Origin of the sequence: Cohnella yongneupensis, assembly GCF_042655785.1 — a bacterium.
GTDB classification, from domain to species: domain Bacteria; phylum Bacillota; class Bacilli; order Paenibacillales; family Paenibacillaceae; genus Cohnella; species Cohnella yongneupensis.
In genome coordinates this window covers 329745-344775 of record NZ_JBHSNC010000057.1, presented here as the reverse complement: position 1 = coordinate 344775, position 15031 = coordinate 329745, and the positions used below count along the sequence as shown (strand labels likewise).

At 54.5% G+C, this 15031-nt stretch carries 16 protein-coding genes; 7 read left to right on the top strand and 9 right to left on the bottom strand.

Going from position 1 to position 15031, the window contains the following annotated elements; genetic code table 11:
• Positions 1-82 precede the first annotated feature (82 nt).
• The 4 genes from ACFPQ4_RS23005 to ACFPQ4_RS22990 are packed head-to-tail and all read right to left on the bottom strand — an operon-like array spanning position 83 to position 2609.
• Positions 83-511, bottom strand: coding sequence for a CoA-binding protein (locus ACFPQ4_RS23005; RefSeq protein ID WP_378114262.1), 429 nt, complete (start codon positions 509-511; stop codon positions 83-85).
• Between the two features lie 28 nt (positions 512-539).
• Positions 540-1832 carry a 3-phosphoshikimate 1-carboxyvinyltransferase gene (gene aroA, locus ACFPQ4_RS23000; protein WP_378114261.1) on the bottom strand — a complete coding sequence of 431 codons (1293 nt, stop codon included), beginning with the start codon at positions 1830-1832 and terminating at the stop codon, positions 540-542.
• Positions 1833-1854: 22 nt separating this feature from the next.
• Positions 1855-2232: a fluoride efflux transporter FluC gene (locus ACFPQ4_RS22995; RefSeq protein WP_378114260.1), complete on the bottom strand. Its 378-nt coding sequence runs from the start codon at positions 2230-2232 to the stop codon at positions 1855-1857.
• Positions 2229-2609, bottom strand: coding sequence for a fluoride efflux transporter FluC (locus tag ACFPQ4_RS22990; RefSeq protein ID WP_378114259.1), 381 nt, complete (start codon positions 2607-2609; stop codon positions 2229-2231). The genes ACFPQ4_RS22995 and ACFPQ4_RS22990 overlap by 4 nt, the downstream gene beginning before the upstream one ends.
• Before the next feature lie 95 nt (positions 2610-2704).
• Here ACFPQ4_RS22990 and ACFPQ4_RS22985 point away from each other — a divergent pair, with 95 nt between their 5' ends.
• Positions 2705-3010, top strand: a complete 306-nt coding sequence (locus ACFPQ4_RS22985; RefSeq protein WP_378114258.1) for a rhodanese-like domain-containing protein — start codon at positions 2705-2707, stop codon at positions 3008-3010.
• An 11-nt stretch (positions 3011-3021) separates the two neighbouring features.
• Here the strand turns inward: ACFPQ4_RS22985 and ACFPQ4_RS22980 are convergent, their stop codons facing one another.
• Positions 3022-3546: a shikimate kinase gene (locus tag ACFPQ4_RS22980; RefSeq protein WP_378114257.1), complete on the bottom strand. Its 525-nt coding sequence runs from the start codon at positions 3544-3546 to the stop codon at positions 3022-3024.
• A gap of 126 nt (positions 3547-3672) precedes the next feature.
• Here ACFPQ4_RS22980 and ACFPQ4_RS22975 point away from each other — a divergent pair, with 126 nt between their 5' ends.
• A complete protein-coding gene (locus ACFPQ4_RS22975) occupies positions 3673-3966 on the top strand; it encodes a hypothetical protein (RefSeq protein ID WP_378114256.1) in 294 nt (97 codons plus the stop codon).
• 53 nt (positions 3967-4019) lie between these two features.
• Here the strand turns inward: ACFPQ4_RS22975 and gndA are convergent, their stop codons facing one another.
• Entirely contained in the window at positions 4020-5435 is a 1416-nt protein-coding gene (gene gndA / locus ACFPQ4_RS22970) for an NADP-dependent phosphogluconate dehydrogenase (protein ID WP_378114255.1), read from the bottom strand.
• 164 nt (positions 5436-5599) lie between these two features.
• On the opposite strand from gndA, the gene ACFPQ4_RS22965 reads away from it, so the two are divergent.
• Positions 5600-6133 carry a YceI family protein gene (locus ACFPQ4_RS22965; RefSeq protein ID WP_378114254.1) on the top strand — a complete coding sequence of 178 codons (534 nt, stop codon included), beginning with the start codon at positions 5600-5602 and terminating at the stop codon, positions 6131-6133.
• A 74-nt stretch (positions 6134-6207) separates the two neighbouring features.
• On the opposite strand, the gene ACFPQ4_RS22960 is transcribed toward ACFPQ4_RS22965, so the two are convergent.
• Entirely contained in the window at positions 6208-6807 is a 600-nt protein-coding gene (locus ACFPQ4_RS22960; protein WP_378114253.1) for a hypothetical protein, read from the bottom strand.
• Between the two features lie 263 nt (positions 6808-7070).
• On the opposite strand from ACFPQ4_RS22960, the gene ACFPQ4_RS22955 reads away from it, so the two are divergent.
• Positions 7071-7721 (top strand): YktB family protein, encoded by a 651-nt coding sequence (locus ACFPQ4_RS22955; protein WP_378114252.1) that lies wholly within the window; start codon positions 7071-7073, stop codon positions 7719-7721.
• Between the two features lie 147 nt (positions 7722-7868).
• Here the strand turns inward: ACFPQ4_RS22955 and ACFPQ4_RS22950 are convergent, their stop codons facing one another.
• Complete coding sequence (locus ACFPQ4_RS22950) at positions 7869-10883, bottom strand: efflux RND transporter permease subunit (protein WP_378114251.1); 3015 nt, start codon at positions 10881-10883, stop codon at positions 7869-7871.
• A 365-nt stretch (positions 10884-11248) separates the two neighbouring features.
• Between ACFPQ4_RS22950 and ACFPQ4_RS22945 the strand changes: the two genes are divergently transcribed.
• From ACFPQ4_RS22945 to ACFPQ4_RS22935, 3 genes are read left to right on the top strand one after another with little or no spacing between them, the layout of a single operon-like run.
• The gene (locus ACFPQ4_RS22945; protein ID WP_378114250.1) at positions 11249-12004 is read left to right on the top strand and encodes an ABC transporter ATP-binding protein; all 756 of its coding nucleotides are present in this window, start codon (positions 11249-11251) and stop codon (positions 12002-12004) included.
• Positions 12001-13023, top strand: a complete 1023-nt coding sequence (locus tag ACFPQ4_RS22940; RefSeq protein WP_378114249.1) for an ABC transporter permease — start codon at positions 12001-12003, stop codon at positions 13021-13023. Before ACFPQ4_RS22945 ends, ACFPQ4_RS22940 begins: the two co-directional genes overlap by 4 nt.
• Before the next feature lie 22 nt (positions 13024-13045).
• Positions 13046-13705 (top strand): TetR/AcrR family transcriptional regulator, encoded by a 660-nt coding sequence (locus ACFPQ4_RS22935; protein ID WP_378114248.1) that lies wholly within the window; start codon positions 13046-13048, stop codon positions 13703-13705.
• Between the two features lie 91 nt (positions 13706-13796).
• Here ACFPQ4_RS22935 and ACFPQ4_RS22930 read toward each other — a convergent pair whose 3' ends face one another.
• Positions 13797-14975: an MFS transporter gene (locus ACFPQ4_RS22930; protein ID WP_378114247.1), complete on the bottom strand. Its 1179-nt coding sequence runs from the start codon at positions 14973-14975 to the stop codon at positions 13797-13799.
• Positions 14976-15031: the final 56 nt, after the last annotated feature.

The following is a 15031-nucleotide window of genomic DNA, read 5'->3' as shown; positions in this document are numbered from 1 at the left end:
TGTCAAAAAACGAATATAAAAGTGATGCCGTCCTCGGAGAAGACGGCACGACTTGTATATCGGATCGATTGGAAACCCGTATTTATGCTTTGCCGTTAGGGAGCAAAATCGAATCCTCGACCTTAATGCAACGGTCCATGATGACCGTAAGGCCCCCGGCTTCCGCGATGGCCGCCGTTTCGTCGTTCGCGATTCCCAGTTGCAACCATAACACTTTGGCGCCGACAGCTACCGCTTCCTCAGCGATAGGCGGCGTATGCTCCGGACGTCGGAACACGTTCACGATATCGATCGGATCGGGTACGTCCGCAAGCGACGGATAACAGGTTTCTCCCAAAATGCTCTTCGCGTTCGGATTGACCGGAATAATCCGATAGCCTTTGCGCTGCATCGCTTCGGATACCATGTAAGAAGTTTTGGACGGATCGTCGGATAAGCCGACGACGGCAATGTTGTTCGCGCCTTGCAAAATCGTTTTGATCTGCTCGCGCGATGGATTCTCGAATGCCATGTGCGTCACTCCCCTATGCTCAGATCGTTTAGCTTACCCATTCGACTTGCGCGCCAAGCGCCTTCAGATGATCGAAGTAATGCGGATACGATTTCGCTACGTGATGGGCATCTTTGATCCGGATCGGTTGCTTCGAACGAAGTCCGACGATCGTAAGCGCCATAATGACCCGGTGGTCGAAATGCGCGTCGATTTCCACGCCGCCTTCTACGCCTTCCGGACGACCGTGCACGATGATTTCGTCTTGCTTCTCTTCGACCCGCGCGCCGGCTTTGCGAAGCTCGGCCAAGTAATCGGTAATGCGGTCGCATTCCTTGTAACGCAAGTTCTCGACATTATAGAAGCGGGACGTACCTTCCGCGAACACGCTTGCCGCGACCATCGCGAGCACGCCGTCCGTGAACTCGTCGCCGTCGAATTCGCCCGCGACCAGCTTGCCGTTGCCTTTCACGTGAACGATGCCGTTCTCGTGCGTAAGCGGGACTTCCATCGCCTTCAGCACGTCGACGACCGCGCGTTCGCCTTGCTTGCTCGTCTCCAGCAGTCTATGGACGATAACGTCCGATTGCGTGACCGAAGCCGCAGCGAGAATAGCGGCCGAACCCGGATAATCTCCTTGCACGGAATAAGTCTGCGCTTTGTAGCGCTGCTTGCCCGGAATACGGTAATGCATAAGGTCATCGGAAGCTTCGATGACGATGCCGGCTTGCGCGAGCACTTCCAACGTTTGGCCGACGACGACTTTCGATTTCAAGTCGTGCAGCACTTCGATTTCGCTGTCTTCGTCGAGCAGCGGCGTCAAGAACAACAGCGAGCTAAGAAACTGGGAGCTGACGTTGCCGGACACTTGGATTTTGCCGCCGCGCGGATTTCCGCCGCGAATCGTCATCGGCAGACGGCCTTGCTGGTGCTCGATCTGCACGCCCATGCTCTCCAGCGCCGTAATCAAGTCGTCGTGCGGGCGCTTCCCGAGCGATTGAGGATACGCGTTAACGAAATGAACTTCCGGCAGCAATGCCGCGATCGACATAATGAACCGCAGCACCGCGCCTGCGTTGCCTACGTTCAGCTCCTTCGCGGGATGAGGGTTACGTCCGAAACCTGTAATGACGATCTTCTCGTCGTCTTCCTCGACGATCGCGCCGAGGTCGCGAATGCAACGGCGCATCGCTTCGCCGTCTTCGCTGTGCGCCGGATGGAGGATCGTGCTCGTGCCCTCCGCAAGCGCAGCGACGAGCAAGTAACGCGTCGTATAGTTTTTCGAAGATAACGCTTGGATTTCTCCTTCTAGCCGTCCCGTAGGCGTTACGATCATATCCATGGATTAAGCACGCTCCTAGTATCTATGTAGTGATAAGATAACCGACCGAGACGCCGGCTGCTGTCAATAGTACTCCGCCCGCGTACGTCGCGATCAAATACGTCCAAACAGTTAGGCGGGATGCGGTCTCCCGCATCGTCGCCTTCTGCACGTTTAACGTCGAATACGTCGTCAATCCGCCGAGAATGCCCGTAGCCGCGAAAGAATAGCCCGCTTCGTGCTTCTCATGCCATCCGAGCCCGATGAGCAATCCGATGAAGAAGCACCCGATCAAATTAACGGCTAGCGTCGCGAGAAACGCCGGCTTACCGTACTTTGCCGCGAACAGGCCCGCGCCGTAACGGAGAAGCGTACCGATGACGCCTCCGGCGCCTACTAATCCGATCGTATGCAAGCTCATGCTCTTCTCTCCTTGCTACCCCGCGCTACACCAAGCCCTGCAAGAAGCCAGCCGCCGATTCCGCTAATAATGGCATAAGCGAGAGCTTCCGCATAATGTTGATGATCCCACAGCAGCCATAGCTGCCCATTAAAGGCGCTGAACGTCGTAAATGCGCCCAGGAACCCCGTCCCTGCCGCTTCCTTGAACCACGGAGGTACTTTGCCGCGCGAGGCCGCGCCGATCAACAAACCAAGCAGCAAGCTGCCCGCAAGATTGATGAACAAAGTCGCCCAAGGAAACGCCGCTTCCCCTCCGTCCGGAAAAGCGAGCCCGATGCCGTAACGAGAGACGGCGCCGGCGAATCCTGCGACCGCTACCGATAACGCGATGATCATATGCTCCCCCTTGCGGCCGTTGAACGTTCATTTGACAGCGGTATATACAGTTCCTTATGATGAACCTATCATCATCATGGAAGGATGTTACGATCGTGAACCCAACCGCGACCATTACCGTAGAACAATTAAAAGAACGGCTAGATGCCGGAGAAACGTTGCACCTGATCGACGTCCGCGAGCACGAAGAAGTCGCGCATGGCATGATCGATGGCGCCATTCATATGCCGCTAGGTCAAGTCCCACAGCGACTCGACGAAATTCCCCGCGACGAGGAAGTCATCTTCATCTGCCGCAGCGGTTATCGCAGCGACCAAGCTTGCCAGTACTTAAGCAACCTCGGCTTCAAAGGCGCGACCAATCTCGTAGGCGGCATGCTTGCGTGGGTCAATCTGCCCTAACCGTACGCGTATCAACGCACCCAGTTAAGCATCATCTGCGCGACATCCGTAGGCGACAACCGACTCGTGTCGATCGTTGCCTGCGCGAAGTCGTACGCATGGCGTCTCGACTGTAGCAACGCCGTAACCTTTGCTTCCGCATCGCCCTCGAGCAGCGGTCTCGTGCCGGCGGCTGCCGAGCTCGTCACGCGGTGAATCAAGCTGTCGCGGTCCGCCGTCAGCGAGACGACCCAGCCTCCGGCCAGCATCGCGCGACGATTGCGTTCCCGCAACACGGCTCCGCCCCCGGTAGCAACGACTTTGCGGCTCCCGGCCAATACATCCTCGAGCACCCGACTCTCCCAATCGCGAAAACCCTCTTCGCCTTCCTCCGCGAATAGCTGAGGAATCGTCAAACCGGAACGTCTCTCAATCTCTTCGTCGGTATCGATCCGTTCCCACCCTAGACGCTCGGACAACAGCCTGCTTACCGTAGACTTGCCCGTACCCATGAACCCCACGATGACGATATTGCGGCTTGTGCCCAGTCCGTCCACTCCCGATTCCCACTCCTTGGCAATACGCTTGTTCTACTATATCACAAATGCCCCGAAGGTATAAATCGACGCGATTTAACGTAAGTTTGATAGTGTATGCCATATCGCTCGAAGGTGATGATGCCATTGAAACCCGAAATTGCCTCGCTAACGGCCGAAGAACCGCTCAGACGACTGCTCGATCCCGCCTATCCGCTCTGCAGAGACGACGTGAAATCCGCGCTTGGCTTCATTAAGAAAAAAGTGGCCGACGGCGCACCCGAATGGTCGGGGCTCGATCGGCCACAGCTGCTTGCGCATTTCGTATGTTTCGCGGACATGGCCCTGTTGCTCATTAATCGGCACAACCCGAGCGATAAGGATACGGCGTGCTTCCGCGCGATGCTCAGAGAGCTCTTGCCGAAGAAACCGCCTATCTGACCGGAAATTAGTTGTTTAGCCACGCTTCCTTTAGGAAGCACGGCGGTGCGCAATTAACCGTTTAGCCAGTTATGATGGAACGTGCCTTCTTTGTCCAGACGTTTGAACGTATGGGCGCCGAAGTAGTCGCGTTGCGCTTGAAGCAAGTTCGCAGGCAGACGTTCCGAACGGTAGCTGTCATAGTACGCGATCGCGCTAGCGAACGACGGTACCGGGATGCCGTAAGCGATCGCGGTCGACACGACTTCGCGCCAAGCGTCTTGATAAGATTCCACGACGCCTTTGAAGTACTCGTCCAGCAGCAGGTTGCGAAGCTCTGGATCGCGGTCGTAGGCGTCTTTGATGTTTTGCAGGAAGCGCGCGCGGATGATGCAGCCGCCGCGGAAGATCATGGCGATATCGCCGTAACGAAGGCTCCAGTTGTACTCTTCGGAAGCCGCGCGCATTTGGGCGAACCCTTGCGCGTACGAGCAAATTTTGCTCGCGAACAACGCTTTGCGCACGCTCTCGATGAACGCTTGTTTGTCGCCTTGGAAAGGCTTCGTCTTAGGTCCGCTCAGCACTTTGCTTGCGGCTACGCGCTCTTCCTTCATAGCGGAGAGGAAGCGCGAGAAGACGGATTCCGTAATGATGGACAAAGGTACGCCTAGGTCGAGCGCGCTTTGGCTCGTCCATTTGCCCGTGCCTTTTTGTCCTGCAGCGTCAAGAATAACGTCGACCATCGGCTTGCCGGTCTCGGCGTCTTTTTGCGCGAAGATGTCTGTCGTGATCTCGATCAGGTAGCTGTCGAGCTCTCCGTTGTTCCATTCTTTGAAAATCTCGTGCAGCTCGTCCGTGGAGACGCCAAGCACGTCTTTCAGCAATTGGTACGCCTCGCAGATCAACTGCATGTCGCCGTACTCGATGCCGTTATGAACCATCTTAACGTAGTGGCCAGCGCCGTCCGGTCCGATGTACGTGCAGCAAGGATCGCCGCCGACTTTAGCGGAAATGCCCGTCAGGATCGGCTCGACGAGACGATACGCTTCTTCAGGTCCGCCCGGCATAATGGACGGGCCTTTCAATGCGCCTTCTTCGCCGCCGGATACGCCGGTGCCGATGAAGTTGAAACCTTTAGCCGTCAAATCGCGGCTGCGGCGTTGGGTATCAGGGAAATAAGCGTTGCCGCCATCGATGATAATGTCGCCTTTGTCCAAGTAAGGAAGCAACGAATCGATCGTCGCGTCCGTGCCTGCGCCGGCTTGTACCATGATCAGGATTTTGCGCGGTTTTTCAAGGGAATTAACGAACTCCTCGACGGAGAACGTGCCGACCAGGCGTTTGCCTTGGCCGTCCGTATTAAGCAAGTCGTGCGTCTTCTCCGCGGAACGGTTGTACACTGCTACGGTGAAACCGCGGCTTTCGATGTTAAGAGCGAGGTTGCGTCCCATTACGGCTAGACCGACGACGCCGATGTTTGCAGTAGTCATGGTTTTCTTCATCCTTTAATACGAATTTTTACACAATAAACCTATTGTACTCTTTTTCCGCCAAGAAGAAAACCATCATTATCTTATTTATGACGTAATTAATGCTTGCAATTTTTATTTACTTACTGTTTAATAGTAACTATAAATGATTAAGGGAGATGGATATGATGGCAGTAAGCAATTGGAACTTGGATAAGTCGCATAGCGGAATTAACTTCAGCGTGCGCCACATGATGATCACGAACGTACGCGGCAGCTTTAACGAATTCAGCGCGGAGGTATCCGCTGACCCTACCGACTTCACTTCTGCGAACGTAACGGTAACGATCGACGCCGCAAGCATCGATACGAAAGACGAGGGTCGCGACGGCCACTTGAAGTCCCCCGACTTCTTCAACGTCGAACAACATCCGAACTTCGTGTTCAAGAGCACCGGCATTAAGAGCAAAGGCGGCGAAGATTACGAGCTGACCGGCGACCTGACGATTGCCGGCGTAACGAAATCGGTCGTGCTTAACACCGAAATTTCCGGTCCTGCCAAAGACCCTTGGGGCAACGAAAAAATCGGCGTCATCGCGAACGGCAGCATAAACCGCTCCGAGTTCGGAGTGACATGGAACGCGGCGCTCGAGACTGGCGGATTCCTCGTCAGCGACACCGTTAAACTGCACATCGAGCTTAGCTTCGCTAAAGCTTAATCTTCTTTAACGCCAAAAAAAGCATCCTGCCCGTTCGGGCAAGGATGCTTTTCCATATGTGTCGGTTCGCAGGTTTACAGCTCCAATAACAGCATCTCTACTCGCATGCTCTTTAGCTTTTCCTTGGATGCATCGGCATCCGCCGTTCGACCTTCCAAGATCGCCTCGTGAAGAACGGCTAACTCGTAATCGACCTCTAAGCGCAGCACGCCCGCACGATGCTCGGCTCGTTTGGATTTGAAAGCTTGAACCATGTCTTCAACCGTAATTTGTGGCCGCTTTTGAAAAATAATCCGATGTTCCATGCCGGACACCTCCACGAGACGGATAATTTCGCCGAACATAATGTTCTCAATAACGAGCACTTGACGGTCGCGGAACCTCTTAACAATGGCGTGACCGCGGGAATCGCCGATGAGCTTCTCGAGCCACTGCGCCAGCTTCTCATCTTTGACCAGATAGTCCCCGATCATCTTATAGCGGTTAAGCACTCGCTGGAACTTCAGCTTCAGCAGCTTGCGACCGGTTCGTACCGATACGATGAACAAGTGCTCGCTTTCGTTCCAATACAGCGAATACCCTTCCTGGATGAGTTCGCGGATGAGATTCTGGATTTGCCGGCGGTCGAATCGAAGCTCGAGGTTGCAATATTCCACTTCATGACTGCGGTTCACGGCCATCCCCCCTCCTGCGTTCATCGCGCGGCTTGAGTTGTTGACCGAATTTCAATTATCTGAATATTCTTTCTTGTTTATATCTTATACTCCATCTTATGTTCTGGCAACTTGGTTTCTTGACTATTTTCGAGGAACGGCGCGACCAATTTTAGCCACTCCGAATTTGTTGCCTAAGGTGTCGGTCGCTAGGAGCGAAGTGGTATAATGATGCCAATGCCCTCATCGAAAAATACGAGCCAACGCTAGGAGACAACTTCCAGATGAGTCAATCCGCTACTGTCACAACCCCTTTCAGGGGATTTACCGAACAAGACTTCGACGTATTCGAAATCGAAGGTTTGGCGCCTCGCATGGACGCGCTGATCGAGCTCGTCAGACCGAAGCTGCATCAGCTCGGAGATCGTCTATCGGACGTTTTAACCGAGTGGTGCGGGGAGCCGATGTTCCCTCACGTCGCCAAGCACGCAAGGCGCACGATTAACCCTCCCCACGATACTTGGGTCGCCTTCGCCAACAACAAACGCGGCTACAAAGCTTACCCTCACTTCCAGATCGGACTTTGGTCGTCGCACGTATTCGTCCAATTCGCGATCATATACGAGTGCCCGGGCAAAGGCGCTTTCGCGGAACGCGCGCTAGCCGAGCTGGATTCGATTCGCCGATCGGTTCCCGGCAGCTACGTATGGTCCAAGGATCATATGATCCCGACGGGAATGGTACACGATAACTTGAACGACGAAGAGCTTGCGGAGCTATTCGTTAGGCTCAAGTCGGTCAAAGCCGCCGAGTTAACGTGCGGAATCCATATTCAGCGCGATGAAATGCTCCGTCTGGATGGCGAAGCGTTCATCCGGCTTGCGGAGACGACTTTCCGCACGTTGCTTCCGTTGTATAAGATGGCGATGGCTTAGTCAAGGCTATAGCTTTCCGACTCTGCGAAGTAAAAGCAAAAAGCCAACACCAAATCCTTGGTGTTGGCTCAGCCTGTTGAAAAACCTTCAACAGGCTGAATCCCCGATGATATTCTCATCGGGGATTTTTGTATTCACTTGCAAGGCTTACGCCGCTACGTTTGCTTGGGAAGCCGCAGATCTGCGTTGTTTAGCGGATTTGCGGAAGAACAGCAACTCGTAAATACAAGGAACGATGACAAGCGTGAGCAACGTTGCGATAGCCAGACCGCCGATTACGACGATCGCAAGGCTTTGGGAAACGATGCTGCCGCTTTCCGACGAACCGAATACGAGCGGAAGCATTGCGCAAATCGTTGCGATCGCGGTCATGAGGATCGGACGCATACGGGTTGCCGCAGCTTCGATCAACGATTCGCGGATCGTCATGCCGATCGCTTCGTTCTGTCTTACGCGGTCGATCAATACGATCGCGTTCGTGACGACTACGCCAACGAGCATGACGACGCCGAAGATCGCGGTGAAGTCCGGCGTAATGCCGGCGACCAGGAGACCGAGTACGGCTCCGATCGGTACGAACAACAGCGAGGACAAGATGGCGATCGGCGCGCGCAACGTCTTGAATGTCACGACCATGATCAAGTATACGATACCGATAGATACGAGCATCATCATGAACAGATCTGTGAAATCTCCGGCTTGGTCGGCTTGTGCGCCGCCGACGTTCAGCTTGACGCCTTCAGGAGGCGTAATGTCTTTCATCGCTTTGTCGATGTTCGTGCCTACGATGGACAATTGGGCAGGATCGACCGTTGCGGATACGCGAACGTAGCTTTTGCCGTCTTTGTGGAAGAACTGCGTAGCTTTCTCTTCCTTCACCCATTCCGCGACGGCGGATACCGGTTTCGGACCTTCGTCCGTCAACACCGACAAGTTCGCGAGATCGCTCTCGGACTGCGGCTTGATCGCAGGCTCCAACATAACCGCGAGCGATTGGCCGTTCAGGTTAAGTGAACCGATCGGAACTTCGTTCAACATCCCTTGCAGTTGTTGGGAAATATCTCCCGCTTTCGCTTGGGTCGGATCTACTTTGAGCGTATAGACGGTTTTCTTCTCGTCTTGGTTCGTTTCGACCTTGAGTACGTCTTTAATCGGTTTGATTTTAGCGACGACTTCATCAGCCGTTTTCGTAATTTGCGCCATATCGTTGCCGGTTACGTCCACGAACACTTGCGTGCCGTTGCCGCTGCCGAAGAAGTCGCCGGCGCCTGCATTCAAGTCTGCGCCAGGATAATTAGGACGTTCGGCTTTGACCGCGTTAATGATATTTTCCGCGTCGGCGCCTTTTTTGATTTGAACCATGTAGCTAACGAGCGTCGGAGATGTTACACCGCCGTATTTGGCGTCGTCCGCGCTATTGCCCATGGACATGTTAACCCATTCTTGCTCTTCTTGCTTCATGAGGAAGGCTTCGAGCTTTTTACCGTTATCGAGTACTTGATCAAGCGGCGTATCCGGTTTGTATGCCAGCGTAATCGTCAAGTTCGTCGCGCTGGAAGAGTCGATCGCGCCCTTCGGCATCGAGAAATACGTCATTACGGAGCCGATCAATAGGAAGAGCGCGATAAGAATCGTTACCCATTTGAAACGGAGGTTCCAAGTCAAGAAGCTCATGAAACGCTTGCTCGGCGAATGTTCTTTGATTTTCGAATTTTTCAGCACGCTCGCGCTGAGCAACGGAATGACCGTAAGCGCTACGAGCAAGGAAGAGATAAGCGAGTACGTAACCGTAAGAGCGAACGGCAACAAGAAGTCTTGAAGACCGCCACGCAAGAGGCCCATCGGCAGGAAGACGGCAACGGTAGTAAGCGTGGAAGCCGTAATCGCTCTGGATACTTCGCGCGTCGCATCGATAACGACGTCGACGGAGAACTTCTCTTTTTGCAGCCTGCGGAAGATGTTCTCGATAACGACGATACTATCGTCGACCAAGCGACCTACGGCAACGGCAACGCCGCCCAGCGTCAAAATGTTCAGCGTAATGCCGGACATATCGAGCAAGTAAAGCGTCATGGCGAGCGACAGCGGGATCGAAACGATCGTTACGAGCGTCGCGCGAATATTGCGCATGAAGAGCAAAATGACGATCGTAGCGAACAACGCGCCCATCAGCACTTCTTGCATCATGCTGTTAACGGAGTGAACCACTTGCTCGGACGTGCTGAGCATAATGCGCAGGTTAAGCTCTTTGTGATCCGCGTTCAGCGTATCGATAGCTTTCTGCACGCCGTCGCCGACTTCTACCGCGTTGGCGTTAGCGCCTTTGGAAACGACGAGCATAAGCGCTTCTTTACCGTCGATCCGTCTTACGCTGTCTTTAATGTCTAGCAATTGAACGTCGGCTACGTCGCCGAGCGAGACACCTGCTGCAACCGGAAGCTTCTTCACGGCGTCGAGGTCGCTCAAGTTTCCTTGTACGTTCAAGTTGACGATTTGACCGTCGATCGTGCTTTCGCCGACGGATGCAGACGCATCGCGGCCCTGCAGCACGCCGTACAACGCTTGAAGAGGAACGCCTTTAGCGGATAGCTTCGCAGTGTCTGGCGTTATCGTAATTTTAGGCTGCGATTTGCCGGACAATTGAACTTGGCCGACACCGTCGATACCGCGGAACGTATCGCCGACTTGCTGCTCCAGCTTTTCCTTCTGGGCGTCGGTTACGCTGTCGTTGAACGTCAGCGTGACGAACGAGATCGGAATCATCGACGTATTGAATTGAATGACGTACGGAGGAGAGACGCGATCCGGCAATTGAACGGCGTTAACCGCCTTCTCGACTTCTTGCGACGCTTCCTTCATGTTCGTATTCGGATCGAAGTCCAAGTTGAGTTGGGAGAATCCGTCCCCGGAAGTCGAGAACGTAGCTGTTTTGCCTTTAACGCCCGCTACGGCCTGCTCCAACGGGTTCGTAACCGATTGTTCCATCGTTGCGGCGTCAAAGCCCGGCCCGATGACCGATACGGTGACTTGCGGATTGTCCGCCTCCGGCAAAAACTCCATAGGTAGTTTAAAGTAACTGAAAATCCCTAAACCAAGCACCAATACAATCAGTAAGATGATGGCTGATTTGTTGCGAAATGAGCCTTGAATGAATGACTTCACAGTAAAGTTTTCCCCTTCCGAACCATAATTTTCTTCTGTGTTTCCCACATTTACTAGCATAACGGGTCGACCTTCATTGTAAAAACGGCTCCAGACCGGATTTGTACCTAGACTGAAGTCTGAGTCGCCTTACGGCTGAAGTCCCTTCGCCGCGCTATTTCCTACGATAACACGCCAATATGAACGGGATATGAACGGGCGAATAATCGCACTTAAGAGCGAAGCGAAAACCATCTTAACATATTTTGCTCGGCGTTCAATCGTTTTTAACATTATTTAATGTTTCGCAAATACATTTTTTACCATATAATTAAAAAGTGAGTAATCACTTACATTCCAAAATGAGGATAAAGGGGAACTGCCGCATGCCCGTTCCGGAATCCGCCGCGCATGGCTTTAGCGAGGAATGCATCGTCGTAGACAAGGCGTCCAAATCGTTCGGCAAGCGCACCGTACTCGATCAAGTGTCCCTCTCCGTCAAGAAGGGCGAAATTTACGGCTTGCTCGGCCCTTCCGGGTCCGGCAAGACGACCCTCGTCAGACTCATCACCGGTCTCGACATACCGGATGGCGGTTCCGTAACTTTGCTTGGCGAACCGATGCCGAAACTAAGCATTCTTAGCCGCATCGGTTATATGGCGCAATCGGATGCGCTTTACGGCGAGCTGACCGCTCAAGAGAACCTGTCTTTCTTCGCATCCTTATATGGATTGAAAGGACCGGAGCTCGATAGACGCATGAAAGCCGTAGCCGAGCTCGTGAAGCTATCCGGCGAACTGAAAAAGCCGGTGCAGCAGTTTTCCGGCGGCATGAAGCGTCGCCTTTCTCTCGCGGTCGCCCTGATGCACGAGCCTGAAGTGCTCGTCTTGGACGAACCGACGGTCGGCATCGATCCGGTGCTGCGCATGTCGATCTGGGAGGAACTTGAAGGCTTGCGGCAACGCGGCGTGACGATTCTCGTGACGACGCACGTGATGGACGAAGCGGAAAAGTGCGACCGGCTGGCGATGATCCGCGACGGCCATGTCATCGCGACGGGTAGTCCGGACGAACTGAAAACCGCATCCGGCTCGGCGACGATGGAAGACGCATTCGTGACTTACGGAGGTGGCGTACGATGAGAATCCGCGCGCTAGCGATTCGCATTATCCGGCAGATCATCAAAGACAAACGTACGTTGGCGCTTATGTTGATCGCGCCGCTTCTCGTCCTTACATTAATGAAGTTCGTGTTCGACGGCCAATCGGTCGATCCTAAGATCGGCGCGGTGCAATTGCCTCCTCAAATCGTAGAAGCGTTGAGCGCGACCGGTGCGGACGTTACCGTTTATAACGACTCGGCTATAGCCCAGCAAGCGCTCGCCGATGCGAAGCTCGATGCGGTCGTCTCTTTGCAAGGCGGACAGCCGAAGATTAGTCTTGAAGGCAGCAGCCCGACGAAGAATCGCAACGTGATGGCCGCCTTCCAAGAAGCGATGCAACAAGCGGGGAACGCCGTGGTCGGACCTTCCGTCACTTACTTGCACGGGTCGGGAGACTTGAACATTTTCGATTATTACGGCTCCGTGCTCGTCGGATTTTTCTCTTTCTTCTTCGTGTTCCTAATCGCGGGCGTATCCTTCTTGCGCGAGAGGACGACCGGAACGCTGGCGCGCTTGCTCGCGACGCCGCTCCGGCGCTGGGAAATCGTCGTCGGCTATTTGCTCGGATTCGGGATTTTCACGTTGCTGCAGGCAACGCTCATAGCCTGGTACTCGACTAGCGTGCTCGGCATCGCGTTGGAAGGCGCGCTCTATCTCGTGCTAATTATGAACCTGCTGCTGGCGGTTACCGCGCTGACGCTCGGAACGCTATTGTCTGCGTATGCGCAAAACGAGTTTCAAATCTTCCAATTCATCCCGCTCATTATCGTACCGCAAATTTTTTTCGCCGGATTGATCGAGCTGGACACGATGCCTGAATGGCTGCAGGCGATCGGCCATGTTCTGCCGCTCTACTACGGCGCCGACGCGTTGCGCGGCATTATGCTTCGCGGCTCGGGCTGGAACGAGATTTGGACGGATGCGCTCGCACTGGTCGGGTTTTCAATCGCGTTCGCGGCATTGAACGTACTCGCGCTGCGCAAGCATCGTAGAATATAAAGCAAGGAATGGAGGCTCGTCCGTGAAAGATCCGATAGAACAATGGATAGAGGAGTTGCTGCGGAAAGACGACGGGCAGCAGATGACGGAGAAGCAATCCCGCATCTTGATCGCGGCGATCGAAGTGTTCGCGGAAAAAGGCTATTCCGGTACCGCGACGAGCGAGATCGCGCAACGCGCCGAAGTAGCCGAGGGAACGATCTTCCGTCATTATAAGACGAAGAAGGATTTGCTCTACGCGATCGTGTCGCCTTTCGTCGCGCGGCTGATCGAACCGTTCGTGCTTCGCGAGCTGTATCCGTTGTTCGACTCCCCGCATCCGACGTTCGAAGGTTTTGTCCGAGGCATTCTCGACAATCGAATAACGTTCGTCGAGAACCATATTAAAGTCATTCGCATTATGCTTCAGGAAGTGCCCTTTCACGCCGAGCTTAGGGATCGCTTCCTCGGGATCATGGCGCAGAAGATGCTCCCCCGCCTTACCCGCGTTCTCGACCATTACCGCGAGCTCGGTCAAATCGAGACGTTGCCGACGCTCACTTCGATTCGGCTCGCCGGCTCCACGCTGTTCAGCTATCTGGTCACGCGATTCCTCATCGCGCCCGCCGAATGGGACGACGCGCAAGAACGGGAAGCAACGATTCAGTACTTGCTGCGCGGGTTGGGCTATCGACAACGATAGCCGCACTAAAAAACCTCCGATATCCCCTTCGCTCAGGAAAGCCGAAGCGAAGGCGGGAATCGGAGGTTTTATTTATTTGCGTAAGGATTTGTTACGAAGAAGCGCGAGCCGCGCGTCTGTCCATGTTGCGGAACTGCGCCAGCAGGCCGAGCGCCGCGAGCGACATCGCGCCGGATACGACGAACGGCAGCCATCCGACGATCGCGAGCAACCCTGCGCCGAGCAACGGTCCGACGATGCGTCCGAGGCTGTCCATCGACGAGCTAAGGCCGGACGCAAGCCCTTGGCCGACCGTCGTTTTCTGAGTAATGAGCGACGTTACGCACGGCTTGATCAGCGAGTTGCCGATTCCGAAGACGCACAGGTAGACCGTAGCCATCCCCCAACTGTTCGCGGTAAGGAGCAAGAAGAACCCCGCAGCTGAGATAAGAAGTCCAAGCGCGATATAGAACCCTTCTTGCCCTTGCTTCACCCTTCTGCGTACGACCCCGCCTTGCACGAGCGCGCCGGCGAGTCCGCAGAAGAAGAACATGAGTCCGATCTGCTTCGGCGTTACGTCGTATTTGTCCATCCCGTACAATTGCAACGTCGATTCCAAAATCGCGAGCGAGAACGTAACAAAGAAAGCAAGCACATACAACGCCTTAAGCGGTCCTTGGAACGCGATCCAGCGCGAAGGCTTGGCTCCCTTCTCACGCAAAGCGCGCTTCTCCGGAGGGAGCGACTCCTCCAGCTTGAGGAACGCCGCGATGAAGACGATGAACGACAAGGCAGCAGCCGCGTAGAACGGCGCATGATGGGAAATATCGCTTAACAAGCCGCCGAAACCTGGGCCGAACGTGAAGCCGAGACCGATGCTCATGCCGACGACGGCCATCCCTTTGGTCCGATCCTGCTCCGTCGTAATGTCCGCCACGTACGCGACGATGCAAGAAACGACGGCTCCGGAGAATAACCCGCCGAGCACACGTGAAGCATACATGAGGACGAGACTATCGCCCGACAATCCGAATAACAGGAAACTTAAGCTGAACCCGAGCACTCCGGTCATGATGACCGGACGACGTCCGACCGATTCGGAAAGCCTGCCCCAGACCGGGCTGAGCAAGAACGACATGAGCGAATATATCGCCAGCATCGCGCCCGTGTGCCAATTTGCCGATTCGGAACTGACGTCCTTCACCAATTGGGGCAATACGGGAATGATGATGCCGAAGCCGATGAAGATCGTAAAGAGCATAAGTCCAACGATTGCCAATTTGCTTTTCAAAGCTGTTCTCTCCTCTGATTCAGCGATAGCAGGCACGCATGCGGCGCCACAATATA